At 68.4% G+C, this 14,460-nt stretch carries 19 protein-coding genes; 5 read left to right on the forward strand and 14 right to left on the reverse strand.

The genetic code is table 11. The features are described from left to right. Positions 1 to 17: 17 nt before the first annotated feature. The 8 genes from ASF87_RS03130 to ASF87_RS03165 all read right to left on the reverse strand — a co-directional run bounded on the left by ASF87_RS03130 (position 18) and on the right by ASF87_RS03165 (position 6,677). Positions 18 to 653, reverse strand: a complete 636-nt coding sequence (locus ASF87_RS03130) for a DUF1684 domain-containing protein (RefSeq protein WP_056374079.1) — start codon at positions 651 to 653, stop codon at positions 18 to 20. A 61-nt stretch (positions 654 to 714) separates the two neighbouring features. Continuing rightward, positions 715 to 1,290: an NADPH-dependent FMN reductase gene (locus tag ASF87_RS03135; RefSeq protein ID WP_056374082.1), complete on the reverse strand. Its 576-nt coding sequence runs from the start codon at positions 1,288 to 1,290 to the stop codon at positions 715 to 717. A gap of 132 nt (positions 1,291 to 1,422) precedes the next feature. Further along, a complete protein-coding gene (locus ASF87_RS03140; RefSeq protein WP_056374084.1) occupies positions 1,423 to 2,403 on the reverse strand; it encodes a zinc-binding dehydrogenase in 981 nt (326 codons plus the stop codon). Next, positions 2,400 to 2,846 carry a MarR family winged helix-turn-helix transcriptional regulator gene (locus ASF87_RS03145; protein WP_082508737.1) on the reverse strand — a complete coding sequence of 149 codons (447 nt, stop codon included), beginning with the start codon at positions 2,844 to 2,846 and terminating at the stop codon, positions 2,400 to 2,402. Before ASF87_RS03145 ends, ASF87_RS03140 begins: the two co-directional genes overlap by 4 nt. A 64-nt stretch (positions 2,847 to 2,910) precedes the next feature. Further along, on the reverse strand, positions 2,911 to 3,429 hold the full coding sequence (locus tag ASF87_RS03150; protein WP_056374088.1) for a MarR family winged helix-turn-helix transcriptional regulator: 519 nt from the start codon (positions 3,427 to 3,429) through the stop codon (positions 2,911 to 2,913). A 74-nt stretch (positions 3,430 to 3,503) separates the two neighbouring features. Then, positions 3,504 to 3,959 carry a MarR family winged helix-turn-helix transcriptional regulator gene (locus tag ASF87_RS03155; RefSeq protein ID WP_042540021.1) on the reverse strand — a complete coding sequence of 152 codons (456 nt, stop codon included), beginning with the start codon at positions 3,957 to 3,959 and terminating at the stop codon, positions 3,504 to 3,506. 1 nt (position 3,960) lies between these two features. Beyond that, positions 3,961 to 5,679: an MDR family MFS transporter gene (locus tag ASF87_RS03160; protein WP_082508738.1), complete on the reverse strand. Its 1,719-nt coding sequence runs from the start codon at positions 5,677 to 5,679 to the stop codon at positions 3,961 to 3,963. 107 nt (positions 5,680 to 5,786) lie between these two features. After that, positions 5,787 to 6,677 (reverse strand): helix-turn-helix transcriptional regulator, encoded by an 891-nt coding sequence (locus ASF87_RS03165; RefSeq protein WP_056374090.1) that lies wholly within the window; start codon positions 6,675 to 6,677, stop codon positions 5,787 to 5,789. A 102-nt stretch (positions 6,678 to 6,779) separates the two neighbouring features. On the opposite strand from ASF87_RS03165, the gene ASF87_RS03170 reads away from it, so the two are divergent. Then, positions 6,780 to 8,024 carry a multidrug effflux MFS transporter gene (locus tag ASF87_RS03170; RefSeq protein WP_056374091.1) on the forward strand — a complete coding sequence of 415 codons (1,245 nt, stop codon included), beginning with the start codon at positions 6,780 to 6,782 and terminating at the stop codon, positions 8,022 to 8,024. A 41-nt stretch (positions 8,025 to 8,065) separates the two neighbouring features. Then, the gene (locus ASF87_RS03175) at positions 8,066 to 9,091 is read left to right on the forward strand and encodes a zinc-dependent alcohol dehydrogenase family protein (RefSeq protein WP_056376316.1); all 1,026 of its coding nucleotides are present in this window, start codon (positions 8,066 to 8,068) and stop codon (positions 9,089 to 9,091) included. A 63-nt stretch (positions 9,092 to 9,154) separates the two neighbouring features. Here ASF87_RS03175 and ASF87_RS03180 read toward each other — a convergent pair whose 3' ends face one another. The 4 genes from ASF87_RS03180 to ASF87_RS03195 form a co-directional block, all read right to left on the reverse strand. Continuing rightward, positions 9,155 to 9,508 carry a hypothetical protein gene (locus ASF87_RS03180; RefSeq protein ID WP_042540017.1) on the reverse strand — a complete coding sequence of 118 codons (354 nt, stop codon included), beginning with the start codon at positions 9,506 to 9,508 and terminating at the stop codon, positions 9,155 to 9,157. 92 nt (positions 9,509 to 9,600) lie between these two features. Continuing rightward, positions 9,601 to 10,413: a DUF1206 domain-containing protein gene (locus ASF87_RS03185; RefSeq protein WP_056374093.1), complete on the reverse strand. Its 813-nt coding sequence runs from the start codon at positions 10,411 to 10,413 to the stop codon at positions 9,601 to 9,603. Further along, positions 10,410 to 11,084 carry a phosphatase PAP2 family protein gene (locus ASF87_RS03190; protein WP_082508739.1) on the reverse strand — a complete coding sequence of 225 codons (675 nt, stop codon included), beginning with the start codon at positions 11,082 to 11,084 and terminating at the stop codon, positions 10,410 to 10,412. Before ASF87_RS03190 ends, ASF87_RS03185 begins: the two co-directional genes overlap by 4 nt. A 7-nt stretch (positions 11,085 to 11,091) precedes the next feature. After that, positions 11,092 to 11,352 carry a DUF6458 family protein gene (locus ASF87_RS03195; RefSeq protein WP_042540012.1) on the reverse strand — a complete coding sequence of 87 codons (261 nt, stop codon included), beginning with the start codon at positions 11,350 to 11,352 and terminating at the stop codon, positions 11,092 to 11,094. A 115-nt stretch (positions 11,353 to 11,467) separates the two neighbouring features. Between ASF87_RS03195 and ASF87_RS03200 the strand changes: the two genes are divergently transcribed. Both ASF87_RS03200 and dinB read left to right on the forward strand, forming a co-directional pair. Further along, complete coding sequence (locus tag ASF87_RS03200) at positions 11,468 to 12,130, forward strand: arsenate reductase/protein-tyrosine-phosphatase family protein (protein WP_235558857.1); 663 nt, start codon at positions 11,468 to 11,470, stop codon at positions 12,128 to 12,130. A gap of 50 nt (positions 12,131 to 12,180) precedes the next feature. Further along, the gene (gene dinB, locus ASF87_RS03205) at positions 12,181 to 13,377 is read left to right on the forward strand and encodes a DNA polymerase IV (protein WP_056374097.1); all 1,197 of its coding nucleotides are present in this window, start codon (positions 12,181 to 12,183) and stop codon (positions 13,375 to 13,377) included. A 39-nt stretch (positions 13,378 to 13,416) separates the two neighbouring features. Here the strand turns inward: dinB and ASF87_RS03210 are convergent, their stop codons facing one another. Further along, positions 13,417 to 13,743, reverse strand: coding sequence for a hypothetical protein (locus tag ASF87_RS03210; RefSeq protein WP_056374099.1), 327 nt, complete (start codon positions 13,741 to 13,743; stop codon positions 13,417 to 13,419). A 108-nt stretch (positions 13,744 to 13,851) separates the two neighbouring features. On the opposite strand from ASF87_RS03210, the gene ASF87_RS03215 reads away from it, so the two are divergent. Then, a complete protein-coding gene (locus ASF87_RS03215) occupies positions 13,852 to 14,133 on the forward strand; it encodes a hypothetical protein (RefSeq protein ID WP_056374101.1) in 282 nt (93 codons plus the stop codon). 26 nt (positions 14,134 to 14,159) lie between these two features. Here ASF87_RS03215 and ASF87_RS03220 read toward each other — a convergent pair whose 3' ends face one another. Further along, entirely contained in the window at positions 14,160 to 14,453 is a 294-nt protein-coding gene (locus tag ASF87_RS03220; protein ID WP_056374103.1) for a DUF7882 family protein, read from the reverse strand. Positions 14,454 to 14,460: the final 7 nt, after the last annotated feature.

A 14,460-nucleotide genomic window follows, 5' to 3' on the forward strand; every position in this document is an offset into this window, starting at 1 on the left:
ATATGCAGGCCGGATGCTCAGTCGGCTGCGCCGCCGTACATCTCGCCCACGGGAACCGCCACGGGCAGCACGTTGCCGGGCTGCGCGAGCGGGCACGCCCACGCGGGGTCGTATGCGCAGGACGGGTTGTAGGCGAAGTTGAAGTCGAGCACGATGGTGCCGCGCTCGGCATCCGATCCGAGGTCCGCACCCTTGATCGTGTCGATCAGGTAGCGGCCTCCCCCGTACGTGCCGCCCGGACGACCGGCGAGCGCGTCGCGCACCGGGACGAAGATCCCACCGCCGTAGGTCGTCAGCCGCCAGACGTCGAGCGATCCGGTGTCGGGGATCTCGACCCTGCCGATGCGCTCGAACGGCACCACGCCGTCGGTGCCGGTCGCGAAGTCGAAGCCGCCGGGCTCCGCGGGCAGGATGGGCAGCTCGAAGCGCCACTGCGGGTCGTAGGAGGCGATCGGCAGCCCCTCGAAGAGCGGCCGGTCGTCAGCCAGCAGCGGGGTCGCCGCGTGATGCAGCATCAGGTCGTCGCGCTCGATGCGCCACAGCTCGTGCGCCTCTTCGGCGGAGTCCGCGCGGCGCACCGCGTCGTAGAGGGCGAAGACCCGACGCCTCCAGTCGACGACCTCGGCGGCGGTGCGGGCTTTCGTGAGCGTCATGTCCTCCAGGCTACGCGGATGCGGTGGCGCAGCGGCCGCGACGACCTGCGACGCGGCCGATTCACGAATCCGTGTCGCGCGGCAGCACGGTGAGTACGCGCTCGATGTGGTCGCGGAACTCGACCAGATAGTCGCGAAGGAACTTCGCCGTGCCCTCGTTCGTGACCGTGCCGTCATCGGAGAAGGTGTCGGGCGAGAACTGGATGTAGGCCTCGGGGGCGGTCATCTGGCGGGCGTTGCAGAAGCTGAGCACGCCGCGCAGACTCTGCTGTGCGACGGCCGTGCCGATCGCGCCGACCGACGCTCCGATGACGGCGGCCGGGATGTGGTCGAACGAGTTCTGACCCCACGGCCGCGACGCCCAGTCGATCGCGTTCTTGAGCCCCCCGGGGATCGAACGGTTGAACTCGGGTGTGACGAAGAGCACGGCATCCGCCGAAGCGATCGACTCCTTGAGATCCACCGCCACAGCGGGGTAGTCGGAGTCATAGTCCTGACTGTAAAGAGGGAGGTCTCTGATCGGGATCTCGAAGAACTCGAGATCAGACGGAGCGAGCCTGATCAGCGCCGTCGCGAGGATGCGGTTGATCGAGGTGGACGAGAGGCTTCCGACGAAGTATCCGACCCTGTACGCCATGACTGTTTCTCATTCCTGTAGCCGTGGAACCAGTCTCGTCCGCAGACGCCTCGGCGTCCAGAGCCGTCTGCGCCGCCCGCTCGGCAGCACGCGCCGCGAACACGCGCGCATGGGCGATCTCCAGCATCCCGATCACGTCAGCACGACTCCCTTGCCGCCGATGGCCCCGGCCTCCATATCGCGGTGCGCCTGCACGATCTCGTCGATGCCGTACACGCGCCCGACCGGGATTCGCGCTCGGCCGGCGGCGACGGCATCCAGATAGTCCTGCAGCACGTGCGGGTCGAGATCGGATGCCTCCCCCGAGTACGCGGTGAGACGGACGCCGTTGGGCAGCCAGTCCATCGGGTAGAACTCGGGGATCGTCCAGTTGTCGGACAGCATCCCCGTGAAGCACACCGTGCCTCCGGTGCGAACGGAGCGGAGCGTGTCGCGCATCACGTTCACGCCCACCAGCTCGATCGCGCCGTCGACCCCGCCGGGCACCAGCTCTCGCACCCGCGCCGAGACCTCGCCGCCATCGATGATGATGTGATCCACGCCGATGGACTCGAGCAGCGGGCGTGCCTCTTCACGGCGCGTGGTCGCGACGACGGTGAGTCCGCGCAGCTTGGCGAGCACGGCGGCGGCGAGGCCGACCGACGAGGTGCCGCCGCGGATCAGCACGGTCTCGCCGGCCCGTGCCTGCAGACCGATCTGCAGCGACCCGTTCGCGGTCTGCAGCATCTCGGGCACGGCGCCGAGCCGATCCCATGGCAGCGGGCTGCGGAACGGGATCACCTGGGCCGCGGGGACCAGCACGTGCTCTGCATAGCCTCCGTCGAACTCCCGCCCCATTCCGCCCATCATGGTCATGACCTGCGTGCCCGCTGCGAACTCGCCTCCCGGGGCGTCAGCGACCACTCCGGTGGCTTCGATCCCCGGGATGCGCGGGAAGCTGCCGCTGTAGGCAGCCCCGCTCCGGAAGTGCAGCTCGGACCGGTTCAACCCGAAGGCCCTCACCCTGATGAGCACCTCGCCGGGAACGGGCGTCGGTGTCGCGACGTCCCTGAGCTCGAGAACCTGCGGCCCCCCAGGCTGCTGAATGACGACCGCCCTCATCGTGCCGCTCATGCGGTGATCCCCTGGTCCGAGACGGTGAGCCGCATCTGCAGCGCACGGAGGACTGCCGTGGCCGCTGTGACGTCGGCGTCTCCGATGAGACGACTCAGAGTGCGCGCGAGCGAGTCCTCCCCGTCCTTCCTCGCCTGCTCTCCTGCCGGCGTGAGCGCGATGAGGGACGACCGTCGGTCCTCCGGATGCGGAGTGCGAGACGCCATCCCATCGCGCTCGAGACGGTCCACGAACTTGCTCGCCGCGCCGATCGTGATTCCGAGGTCGCGGCTCAGCTCGTTCACCCGAGACGCAGGAGAGTGCCGTGCGATCACCCGCAGGGCCTGCAGCGTGCCGAGCCCCAGGCCGGTCTCGCGGGTGAGGTCTGTCGCGGCGGCATTCCAGAGATCGGTCTCGTACCGGACGAGCGCGTCGAAGAAGTCCATGATGTCTGTAACGACCATCGTCGAACTATATTCCCGGGAAGATAGTTCTTCAGAACCTACATCCGGTCAGGCAGCCGGCACTTCAGTCGCCGAACGCGGCGAGCAGTTCGGCGAAGTGATCGAGGTCTTCGGCCGACCAGCGGCGCAGCCGCTCGCCGAGGCGCTCCTCGTAGCGCGAGCGGGCCAGAGCGACCCGCTCCTGCGCCAGCTCGGTCGCGACGAGCACCCGCGCCCGGCGATCGTCGGGATCGGGGACGCTCTCGACCAGCCCGAGATGCTCGAGCTGCCGCACGTGACGGCTGACGGCCGACTTGTCGGTCTGCAGACGCTCGATGATCGCCCCGGCCGAGGTCGCCTTGCCGGTCGCGATCGAGGTCAGCACCTGATATCCGAGGGGCTGCAGGTCGGGATGCACGGTCTGCGCCGCTTCGCGCCAGCTCACCCGGATGCGGGCGAACAACCTTCCCAGCGCGTGCTCGACCCTCGAGATCGCCTGGTCGAGCTCGGCCGGATCGAGGGCGGCCGGATCGAGGGGCTCGGCACCTGCGGAGTCTGCGGCGGGCGCGCCCTCTCGGGCGGGTTCGTCGGGCGAGGCACTCATGGTCGCCAGCTTACGGCGAAGCCCCGCCGTCTCAGAGACGGCGGGGCTTCGATCGAGGTGGATGCTCGGGGCGGTCAGACCTCAGCCAGCAGACGGAAGACCTTGGACGCTGCCTGGATCTCGTCCTGCGTGAGCTCGGCCACGATCGTCCGCAGACGCGACGCGTGATCTCTGCGCAGCTCTGCGAGCACGGTGCAGGCGGCCGGTGTCGGTGTCAGAACCCGCAGCCGGCCGTCCCGCTCGTCCGGCCGGGACTCGATCAGCCCCAGCTCCTCGAGCATGCGCACCTGGCGGCTGATGACCGACTTGTCCATCTCGAAACGCTCGGCCAGCTCGTGCGCATTCGCCGATTCGGCCCGTTCGATGAAGGTCAGCAGCTTGTACCCACCCACCTGCAGCTCGGGGTCGATGCGCGCCGCCGACTCCTTCCAGAGCGTCCTGGTCCTCGCGAAGATCAGGTTCAGATGCGTCTGCAGGTCGCCGAGCGCGGTGTCGACGTCGGCGGGCTCGACCGCCACGGGGGTGGCCATGTCAGCGCCTCGGCTCCTGGTCGTCCCGTTCGAGCACCGTCACCGAACCGGTGGTCGGTGAGGCGGAGTCGACACCCGAGAGTCGGATCGTTCCGGTCGACATCGTGGCGCCGACCTCGGCCTCTGAGACCTCGAGAACCGACTCCTCGGCCTGCTCGCGCAGCTGCTCGGCGGCGTTCTTGGTCGAGAGCGGCTTGTTCTTGATGAACGCGATCGCGATGATGGCGATCAGCGCGAGCGGGATGGCGATGATGAACGCGTCGGCGATGCCGTGGCCGTAGGCTCCCTCGACGATCGTGCGGATCGTGTCAGGCAGCTGCGTGACCTTCGGCACGTCGCCCGAGGCGAGGTGCTTCAGGGCGTCGACCTCTTCGGGAGTGGTCGGCGCGAAGCCGTCGAGCGCATCGGTGATGTAGTTCGCGACACTCGTCGAGAGGCTCGCACCCATGACCGTCACACCGATGGTGCCGGCGATCGTGCGGAAGAAGTTGACGTTCGACGAGGCGGCGCCCAGCTGCTGCGGAGCAGTGTCGTTCTGCACGATGAGGGTGAGGTTCTGCATGACCATGCCGAGTCCCGCGCCGAGCACGAACATGTAGACGGCGACCAGCGGGAACGGGGTGTCGTAGCGCAGCGTCGACATCAGGCTGACACCGACCGTGGTGAGGATGGAGCCCGTGAGCATCCAGCCCTTCCACTTGCCGAACCGGCTGACGAGCTGGCCGATGATGATCGACGCACCCATCTGGCCGATGATCATCGGGATCGTCATGAGGCCCGACTCGGTGGGTGTGGCGCCGCGCGCGAGCTGGAAGTACTGGGCGAGGAACACCGAGGTCGCGAACATCGAGACGCCGATCGCGATGGAGGCGATGACCGACAGCGTGAAGGTGCGGTTGCGGAACAGCGACATCGGCACGATCGGTTCCTTGACGAAGAACTCGACGGTGATGAAGCCGGCGATCGCGACGGCGGCGATGACGGCGAGCATGATGCTGGTCGACGAGTCCCAGTCGAACTCGCTGCCGCCCATCGAGACCCAGATGAGCAGGGTCGAGACGCCGACGGCGAGCAGGACGATGCCGAAGTAGTCGATCGAGACCTTGCGGTCACGCTGCGGCTTGGGCAGGTGCAGCGTGAACTGCAGCAGCACGAGGGCGAGGATCGCGAAGGGCACGCCGACGAAGAAGTTGGAGCGCCAGCCCCACACGTCGGTGAGGAGTCCGCCGAGCAGCGGACCGCCGATGGTGCCGAGGGCCATGATGCCGCCGACGACGCCCATGTACTTGCCACGCTCGCGCGGCGAGATGATGAGGGCGACCGCGATCATCACGAGCGACATCAGACCACCCACGCCGATGCCCTGGATCACGCGCACGGCGATGAGCATGTTCGTGTCGGTCGAGAAGCCGGCGATCACGGTGCCGACGGTGAAGATGATGAGAGACAGCTGCACGAGGATCTTGCGATCGACGAGGTCGGCGAGCTTGCCCCAGATGGGCGTCGAGACGGCGGTCGCCAGCAGGCTGGCCGTGATGACCCAGGTGTACTGCGACTGGGTGCCGCCGAGGTCGGCGATGATGACGGGCATCGAGGTCGACACCACGGTGCCCGAGAGCACGGCGACGAACATTCCGACGACGAGGCCGGAGATCGCGGTGAAGACCTCGCGAGGCGAACGCGTCGCCTCGGCTGAAGAGGTGGGAGTGATGTTGGTCACAGTGGAGAGCTCCTGTGTAGAAAGTTGATAAGAGTCAACTATACGCCTATTGGTTGCGAAAGTGCAACTGTAGACCGGGAGCAACCATCGTCGAGTGGGGCGGAGCGTCAGCCTCGGCTCGTGTCGTTCGCGGGCTCGGCGCTGCGCTGCTTCATCGACCACGAGGCGAGCAGCGCGAGGCGCTCAGCGGATGGCGAGCCCGGTTCAGCCGTGTAGACCAGCAGCACGTTGCCGGGTTCGGCGGTGATCGCGAGCTCTTCGTACGCCAATGTCAGCTCGCCCACGAGCGGATGCCGGAACCGCTTCGTGCCGGCGCCGTGGATGCGCACGTCGTGGGCGGCCCACAGTCGCCGGAACGTCTCGCTTTGGGTCGACAGCTCGCCGACGAGATCCTGCAGCCCCTTGTCGTGCGGGTCGCGCCCCGCCTCGGCGCGCATGATCGCGACGCACATCTCAGCGAAGAGATCCCAATCCGGATAGAAGTCGCGCGCCGCCGGGTCGAGGAACTGGAAGCGAGCGAGATTCGGCGTCCGCCCGCCGTCGCCGATCACCGGCGAGTAGAACGCGCGGGCGAGATCGTTCGTGGCGACCAGGTTCTGGCGGGGGTCCCTGACGAACGCGATCGCGTCGGTGATCGACGACAGCGCCCACTGCAGGCTGGGTCGTGCAACCCCGGGCTTCGCCGACCGGCGACGCGAGCGACCGCTCGACGGGATGCCGTCGGCCGCGCGGGCGAGGTCGAGCAGATGCGCGCGCTCGGCGTCGTCCAGCTGGAGGGCTGACGCGAGCGCGTCGAGCACCGCGGCGGAGGCGCCGGCGATCGCGCCGCGCTCGAGCTTCGCGTAGTACTCGACGCTGACTCCGGCGAGCGCTGCGGCCTCACTGCGCCGCAGGCCGGCGACACGTCGGTTCCCGCCGGCCGGGATGCCGACCGACTCGGGCGCGACACGCGCGCGGCGGGTCATCAGGAACTCGCGGACCTCGGATCTGTTGTCCATGCTCAGGACGCTACCCCCGACCGCGCTCCGCAGGGAGGCTCTCGCAGTACACCCCTCGACAGGGACTCCCTCAGAGCGCCCGACAGGCGCAGAGTGGACGGCATGACATCCGCAGCCCGCCCCTCCGCCGACCGGGTGCTTCCTGCCCTGCTGCTTCTGCTGACCGTGTTCGGACCGATCTCGATGGACCTCTATCTGCCCGCCCTTCCGGCTCTCACGGCGGAGCTGGGCGCCGCCACATCCGTCGCGCAGCTCACCGTGACCGCCTGCCTCATCGGTCTCGCGGCCGGTCAGCTCATCGCCGGGCCGGTGTCGGATCGGTACGGACGCCGCGGCATCCTGCTCATCGGCATCGTGGCGTACATCGTCACGTCGACGCTGTGCGCCATCAGTCCGACCGTCGAGCTGCTGATCGCCGCCCGGTTCGTCCAAGGACTCGCCGGCGGCGTCGGCATCGTGATCGCACAGGCGGCCGGCCGTGACGTGTTCTCCGGCCGAGAGCTGATCCGCTTCTACGCGCGGCTCACCGTCGTCGGCGGCTTCGCGGCGGTCGTCGGCCCGCTGCTCGGGGGCCTCCTCAACACGATCATCGACTGGCGGGGACTCTTCGTCTTCCTCGCGGTCATCGGCACCGCCATCCTGATCGCCGCGCTCGCACGGTTCAGGGAGACGCTGCCGATCGAGGCACGGACGACGGGCGGCCTGACCCGCACCCTGAGCGACTATCGGACGCTCCTCCGAGACCGCGTCTTCGTCGGCGCCGTCCTGAACCAGGGGCTGATGTACGCCGCGCTCTTCGCCTACCTGTCCGGCGCGACGTTCGTGCTGCAGGACATCTACGGCCTGTCGCCCCTCGGATACGCCCTCGCCTTCGGCGCGAACTCGGCAGGATTCATGGTCTTCGGTCACCTGGCCGGCCGCTTCTCCGAACGAGGTCACGTGCACGCCGTCCTTGCCACGGGTGTCGTGGTCGCGACCGCCGGCGCCATCGGCCTGCTCGCCGCCGGACTCGTGCCGATGCCGCTGTGGGTCGTGCTCGCGTCGCTGTTCGCCCTCGCCGCGGGCGTCTCCATCTCGTCTCCCCCGGCCACGACCCTCGCTCTGATCGGATACCCGCAGATCGCCGGTACCGCCTCGTCGCTTCTCGGAATGGTGCGGTTCGGCTTCGGGGGCATCGCCGCCCCGCTCGTCGGCGTCGCCGGCGCCTTGAGCATCCTGCCGCTCGGCGTGGTCACCGTCACCACGACCGCGCTCGCGGCCGTCGCCCTGGTGCTGATCGGCACCGCACAGGGGCGAGCGGCACGACATTCCCCGCCCACGACCTCATCCACCGCCCTCACTCACTGAAGGAGAACATCATGAACACAGACACCGTCAGCACACGCACCATGCGCGCCGTCGTCATGCACGCCCCCGGAGACGTCCGCGTCGAGGAGATCCCCCGCGCCGCCGTCGTCGAGCCGACGGATGCGGTCATCCGCGTCACCGCTGCCTGCATCTGCGGCTCGGACCTCTGGCCCTACCGCGGCATCGAGCCGGTGGATCACCCCACGCCGATGGGGCACGAGTACATCGGCGTGGTCGAGGAGATCGGCGACGAGGTCCGCGACATCAAAGTCGGCGACTTCGTCGTGGGGTCGTTCGTCGCCTCGGACAACACGTGCGAGATCTGCCAGGCCGGCTTCCAGTCGCGCTGCATCCACCAGGTCATGATGGGCGGGGTCGGCACGCAGTCCGACTACGCCCGCATCCCCCTCGCCGACGGCACCCTCGTCGCGGTCGAGGGCGACCCGACACCCGCGCAGACCCGCAGCCTGCTGGCGGCATCCGACGTTCTGGGCACGGGCTGGTTCGCCGCTGTCGCCGCCGAGGCGGGGCCAGGCAAGACCGTCGCGGTGGTCGGCGACGGAGCCGTCGGCCTGCTCGCCATCCTCGCCGCCAGGCAGCTCGGAGCGGAGCGCATCATCGCCATGTCACGTCATGCCGACCGTCAGGCGCTCGCGACGAAGTTCGGGGCCACCGACATCGTCGAGGAGCGCGGCGACGCCGGCGTCGCGAAGATCAAGGAGCTCACCGGCGGGTACGGCGCGCACTCGACGATCGAGGCCGTCGGCACGCAGGAGTCGATGATGCAGGCGATCCACGCCACACGCCCGGGCGGACACGTCGGCTACGTCGGCGTGAGCCATGGCGTCGAGCTCGACGGACTCGACCTCTTCTTCTCGACCGTCAGCCTTCTGGGCGGACCGGCTCCCGTGCGCCGGTTCCTCCCCGAGCTGATCGACCTCATCATGACCGATCAGATCGATCCGGGCATCGTTTTCGACCTCACGCTGCCGATCGAGCGGGCCGCCGAGGGATACAAGGCGATGGACGAGCGTCGCGCCACGAAGGTGCTGCTCACCACTGACTGAACCTCATCGATGACGCGGGAGGGCGCACACCGCGTCCTCCCGCGGGCGCGGGAGCAGTCGGGTTCAGTGCGGGAGAGAGCTGGAGTTGTCGAGGTCGAGATCCACGTCCACGTGCCAGTCGGGCTCGGAGTCGTCATCGACGTCCGGGGAGTCGGGATAGAGGCGGTGCGCCTGCAGCCTCGCCGCGTGCTCGGTGAAGTCCGGCTCGTCGTCGTCGAACTCGTGCGGTCCGACCAGCAGGTCGTTGCCGACGCCGATGACGAGATCGGCGCAGTCCTCGCGGCCGCCGACGAGGATGGGGATCTCGACCGCATCGGCTTCCCCCTCCTTCGCGACTGCTGCGGCGAGGGTGACGAGGGAATCTGCCACGTCATCCGTGGTCACCAGCTGCTGGCCTGCATACGAGACGATCTTCATCGCTCCATCTTCGCCGAGCTCGCGAATCCGCGGTTCAGGGTTGCGCCACCCGCTGCGGTTCGATAAGCACTCCGCAGCCGGATCGGCGCGGATCACATGCGGGCGTAGCGCGCTCGGGCGAAGCAGAACAGGCCGTAGAGGGCGAGACCCGCGCCGACCACCCACAGGATGACAGCGCCGAAGGGCAACCCGGCCAGAGCACGCAGCGCCGAGTCCAGGCCGCCCGCGGTCTCGGGGTCGTGGGTGAGCGCCGCGATGACGAAGAGCACGCCGGCGACCCCGACCGCGATGCCCTTGGCGACGTAGCCCGCCACTCCGAACGCGGTGATTCCCGAGCGCGCCTTCGCCGACGGCACGGAGAGGTGCTCCATGAACGCGCGAGTGATTCCGCGCACGATGAAGGCGATCCCGACCACTGCCACCCCGAGCCCGACCAGCACGAGCAGCACCACACCGGCAGGCGCCGCCAGCAGCTTCGCGCTGAACGACTGCGAAGACTCGGACGACTGCGACTGGCCGCCGAGCGCATAGACCAGAGCCGTCGCGCCGATCGCCAAATAGGCGACAGCTGTGCCCACGAACTTCGCCCGGTGCGCCCACATCTTCTTCGTATCGGGATCGCGCTCGACGACGGCCTCGGCGATCTGCCAGATCGCGAGTGCGAACAGGCCGAGCACGATCAGCCAGAGCAGGAACACGCCAGCGGGCGACTCCTGGATCTGCTGCATGGCACCGCCTTGATCCGCGTTCTCGCCGCCGCCGCCGGTGGCGATCGAGATCGCGATCCCGCCGATGAGGATGTGCAGGATGCCGAGCACGACGTAGCCGACGCGGGCGAGGACGCGGAAGGCGGTCGAGTCCTGAGCGGCCCTCGCTGTGGAGGCGGCCGAGTCGCGAGTGTTCATGGGTTCACGGTGCTTTCGATCGGTTCTTCGGAGATGTCTGACGTGCTGCGGGCCCGGGCGAGGCGGCGCGCGCGTGTGGCTTCGACGCAGGCCCAGACGAACGTGGCGACGGCGACGCCCTCGAGCATTCCGGCGACCACATCGCTGAGCCAATGGGCGTGGAGGTAGGTGCGGCTCCACATCATGAGCGCGATCCACGCGACACCGACGACCCAGACCCACCGGCGTCTGAGCACGAGTCCGAGGATCACCACGACCGTCGTGGCCACAGCGGTGTGCCCGGAAGGGAAGGAGGTCGCGACGCTCTCGGCGAGCGAGTCGACCGGCCGCGTGCGGCCGATCACCGCGGCCATGGTCGCTCCGATCGCGACCACGGTGACCATCGCGATCGCCAGCGTCGCCGCATCCCACCGCCGTCCGCGCCAGAAGAGCGCCGCGATCAACAGCGCGCCGATCACGATCATGCCGATCGTGCCGCCGACGACTGCGGGCACCCAGGCGACGACGAGCCAGGCGACGCTGCTCAGCGCGACCATGAGATCGTGCCACCAGATGTCGACGGCCAGCGGCTCATGACCGCCGAGGGCCACCACGGCGCGCAGCACGACGAATGCGAGGGTCGCTGCGGCACCGACGACGATCGCGCCGATGCCGCGCTGCGCCTCGGTCATTCCCGGATCAGGCGAGGGGCTCGTTGTCGCGGATGCTGCGGCGGGTCACACGCTCGCCGGTCGCGGGGTCGACGGCCGTGCGGTCGACGGTCTCGGTGCGCCGACTGCGCATCACGAGAATGAGGCTGATCAGGAAGACCACGACTCCTGCACCCATGAGGATGTAGCCGATCAGGTCGAGATCGACGTAGCCGCCGGTGTCGATGTTGAGTGCGAAGACGAGGATCGCTCCGATGACGAAGAGCGCGATGCCGCTTCCGATACCCATTTGTCCATTCCTCTCCGGGCCCGCGTTCGCGGACTCGCGACGACCAGAATAGGGTCAATGCTCATTGAGTCAATGGCCATGGACACATTCGCCGTGCCGTGATATGGATGGAATGATGACCGATCTCGAACGCCGCGCCGGCATCTTCGCCGCACTCGCCGATCAGACGCGCCTGCGCATCGTCGACCTGCTCACGCTCGGAGATCTGTCCTCCTCCGAGATCGGGTCGGCTCTCGACCTCCGATCGAACCTCATCGCGCACCACCTGGGAGTGCTCGAGTCGGCCCAGATCATCGCGCGCACGCGCTCGGAGTTCGACAGACGGCGCAGCTACATCGGACTGCGCCCCGAGGTCTTCACCACTCTCGCGCCCCCCAGCGTCGCCCCGCCTCGCCGTGTGCTGTTCGTCTGCACGGCGAACTCCGCGCGGTCGCAGCTGGCCGAGGCGATCTGGCGCGACACGAGCCCGGTGACGGTCGCTTCGGCCGGCACCAAACCCGCCGAGAAGGTGAACCCCGAGGCCACCGCGGCGGCCGCTCGACACGGGCTCGTCATCGACCCCGATCATCGGCCCCGCCACCTCGACGAGGTGCGCACCGACGGCGACCTGGTCATCACTGTGTGCGATGACGCCCACGAGCGACTCCACGACAGCGACGATCTCCACTGGTCGATCCGCGATCCGGCCCGGATCGGCACAGCCGCCGCCTTCGACGCCACCTTCGATACGCTCGTCCAGCGCATCCGCGCGTTCTCATCTCGCCTCGTCGCCGCCTGAGCCGATGTCCCCGGTGCGTGCGACGATCTGCACGTCGACGGGAGAACGGGATGCGGGGCGAAGCGACCGTGCTGCACGCCGATCTCGACGCGTTCTACGCCTCGGTCGAGCAGCGCGATGCCCCGGAGCTGCGCGGCCGACCGGTCATCGTCGGCGGCGGCGTCGTGCTCGCTGCGAGTTATGAGGCCAAGGCGCGCGGAGTGCGCACGGCGATGGGCGGACGACAGGCGCTGCAGCTGTGCCCGGATGCGGTGGTCGTCCCCCCGCGCATGGAGGCGTACTCCGCAGCCAGCAAAGACGTGTTCGCGATCTTCCGCGACACGACGCCGCTCGTCGAGGGACTCTCCATCGATGAGGCTTTTCTCGAGGTCGGGGGCCTCAGGCGCATCGTCGGCACCCCCGAAGAGGTCGCCGTGCGTCTGCGCGAGCGGGTGCGCACCGAGGTCGGGCTGGCCATCTCGGTGGGCGTCGCCCGCACGAAGTTCCTCGCCAAGGTCGCGAGCGCCGTCAGCAAGCCCGACGGGTTGCTCGTGGTCGAACCCGAGCGCGAAGAGGAGTTCCTGCTCCCTCTGCCGGTCGAGCGGCTGTGGGGCGTGGGCGCCGTCACCGCCGAGAAGCTGCAGCGCTACGGCATCCGCACCGTCGGCCAGCTGGCCGAGCTCGAGTCCGCCACCGCCGAGCGGATGCTGGGCAAGGCCGTCGGCGCGCACCTGCACGCCCTCGCCCGCCTGCGGGATCCGCGTCCGGTCGACACGACCCGGCGCCGAGGATCCATCGGCTCCCAGCGCGCCCTCGGTCGAGGGCCGCGCTCGGCCGAGGAGCTCGACCTGATTCTGACGCAGATCGTCGACCGACTCGCGCGGCGGCTGCGCGACGGCGACCGGGTATGCCGCTCGGTGGTGCTGCGGCTGCGCTTCGGCGACTTCGCGAAGGCGACCCGATCACGCACGCTCGGATCGGCGACCGATCGCACGGCGATCCTGCTCACGGTGGCTCGTGCACTGCTCGCCGCCGCCGGGCCAGAGATCACCGAGCGTGGCATCACGCTGATCGGGCTGTCGCTGTCGCACCTCGACGGGGCAGACCGCGTGCAGCCCGAACTGCCGATCGACTGGGGCGACGAAGAACGGCTCGACACGGTGCTCGACACCCTGCGCGACCGGTTCGGGGCGACCTCCGTCTCGCGTGCGGCGCAGATGGGTCGCGATCCGGGCTGGTCCAGCCCGATACTGCCCGAGCACGAGTGATGCGAGGGAGGCATCGCAGGTGCTGCAACAGCGGTGTGTTTAGCCGAGGTCGTAAGCGGTGTCGTCCCGCATCTCCACCGGAGCACCCGTGGGCGACTCGACGCCGCGCGTGAGGGTGCGCAGCCGGTCGACGAGCTCGGGGGCTTCGAGTTCGGGGCCGCTGCCGGGCACCTGCTTGGCCACGATCTGGCTCGCGGGTCCGATCAGGAACTTCGCCGTGACGACCGAGCCGTCCGGCTCCTGCACCGGTATCTCCACGAGTTCGGCGCGTTCTTCCTCACCCAGCGCGCGCCCGTATGACAGCAGCGCATCTGCGATGTCGTCCCCCGTCAGATACGCGTCGCCGCCATAGATGATCGTCTGCATAGTCCCGTTCTAGAGCAGTTCCTGCTGATCCGTCCGCCCCTTGCCCCGGTGCAGTGCGACTGGTAGCGATTTGCGAAGGAAGCCCTTGTGCCTCGTAATGTGGAGTGCATGGCAGAACAGAAGACGATGGTGCAGACGGAGATCCTGGCCGACGGCGTGACGTATCTTCTCGCTCAGGATCAAGACCTCGACGAGCTGAAACGCCGCATCGAAGAGGCGGTCGCCACGGCCGGCACTTTCGTCGACTTCGTCGTCGTCGGCAATCGTCAGGTGAGCCTTCTCGTCACCCCTCGCTCACGGATGAGCATCAGTGTGGCGACGGTGCTCTTCGACGCTCGCGACACGGGAGACGTCGACTTCCCCTTCGGCGGACACTACGACCTGCTCTGACCGAGGCCGATCATGAGACGGTGGGATCAGAGCTGGTCGAGCACGAGTTCGCCGCGCGAATTGAGCTGATCCATCATGTGGGCGACCCGTGCGGGGTCGATCGCGTGCACAGTCGGAAGATCGAACTCGAACACCAGCGGGATGCTGGGGTGCACCCAGATGGTCAGGCGCCCGGAGGGGGCCTCGGGCTTCGGCAGCCACGTCATCATGAAGCTCTCGTTGCGACGCAGCTTGGTGCCGATCACGATCTTCACGTGCGCCAAGGTCACTTCTTCGATCTCGATCGCGGGCCGCGAGCTGTTGTACTCCAGTTTCCCCATACGAGCA

The sequence above is a fragment of the Microbacterium sp. Leaf161 genome, assembly GCF_001423645.1.
Taxonomy (GTDB): Bacteria; Actinomycetota; Actinomycetes; order Actinomycetales; family Microbacteriaceae; genus Microbacterium; species Microbacterium forte.

What these genes read in the sequence shown, in the direction of transcription:
- ASF87_RS03130 (WP_056374079.1), bottom strand. Translation starts at nt 653, where the DNA reads ATGACGCTCACGAAAGCCCGCACCGCCGCCGAGGTCGTCGACTGGAGG.
- ASF87_RS03135 (WP_056374082.1), bottom strand. Translation starts at nt 1,290, where the DNA reads ATGGCGTACAGGGTCGGATACTTCGTCGGAAGCCTCTCGTCCACCTCG.
- ASF87_RS03140 (WP_056374084.1), bottom strand. Translation starts at nt 2,403, where the DNA reads ATGAGCGGCACGATGAGGGCGGTCGTCATTCAGCAGCCTGGGGGGCCG.
- ASF87_RS03145 (WP_082508737.1), bottom strand. Translation starts at nt 2,846, where the DNA reads ATGGTCGTTACAGACATCATGGACTTCTTCGACGCGCTCGTCCGGTAC.
- ASF87_RS03150 (WP_056374088.1), bottom strand. Translation starts at nt 3,429, where the DNA reads ATGAGTGCCTCGCCCGACGAACCCGCCCGAGAGGGCGCGCCCGCCGCA.
- ASF87_RS03155 (WP_042540021.1), bottom strand. Translation starts at nt 3,959, where the DNA reads ATGGCCACCCCCGTGGCGGTCGAGCCCGCCGACGTCGACACCGCGCTC.
- ASF87_RS03165 (WP_056374090.1), bottom strand. Translation starts at nt 6,677, where the DNA reads ATGGACAACAGATCCGAGGTCCGCGAGTTCCTGATGACCCGCCGCGCG.
- ASF87_RS03170 (WP_056374091.1), top strand. Translation starts at nt 6,780, where the DNA reads ATGACATCCGCAGCCCGCCCCTCCGCCGACCGGGTGCTTCCTGCCCTG.
- ASF87_RS03175 (WP_056376316.1), top strand. Translation starts at nt 8,066, where the DNA reads ATGCGCGCCGTCGTCATGCACGCCCCCGGAGACGTCCGCGTCGAGGAG.
- ASF87_RS03180 (WP_042540017.1), bottom strand. Translation starts at nt 9,508, where the DNA reads ATGAAGATCGTCTCGTATGCAGGCCAGCAGCTGGTGACCACGGATGAC.
- ASF87_RS03185 (WP_056374093.1), bottom strand. Translation starts at nt 10,413, where the DNA reads ATGAACACTCGCGACTCGGCCGCCTCCACAGCGAGGGCCGCTCAGGAC.
- ASF87_RS03190 (WP_082508739.1), bottom strand. Translation starts at nt 11,084, where the DNA reads ATGACCGAGGCGCAGCGCGGCATCGGCGCGATCGTCGTCGGTGCCGCA.
- ASF87_RS03195 (WP_042540012.1), bottom strand. Translation starts at nt 11,352, where the DNA reads ATGGGTATCGGAAGCGGCATCGCGCTCTTCGTCATCGGAGCGATCCTC.
- ASF87_RS03200 (WP_235558857.1), top strand. Translation starts at nt 11,468, where the DNA reads ATGACCGATCTCGAACGCCGCGCCGGCATCTTCGCCGCACTCGCCGAT.
- dinB (WP_056374097.1), top strand. Translation starts at nt 12,181, where the DNA reads ATGCGGGGCGAAGCGACCGTGCTGCACGCCGATCTCGACGCGTTCTAC.
- ASF87_RS03210 (WP_056374099.1), bottom strand. Translation starts at nt 13,743, where the DNA reads ATGCAGACGATCATCTATGGCGGCGACGCGTATCTGACGGGGGACGAC.
- ASF87_RS03215 (WP_056374101.1), top strand. Translation starts at nt 13,852, where the DNA reads ATGGCAGAACAGAAGACGATGGTGCAGACGGAGATCCTGGCCGACGGC.
- ASF87_RS03220 (WP_056374103.1), bottom strand. Translation starts at nt 14,453, where the DNA reads ATGGGGAAACTGGAGTACAACAGCTCGCGGCCCGCGATCGAGATCGAA.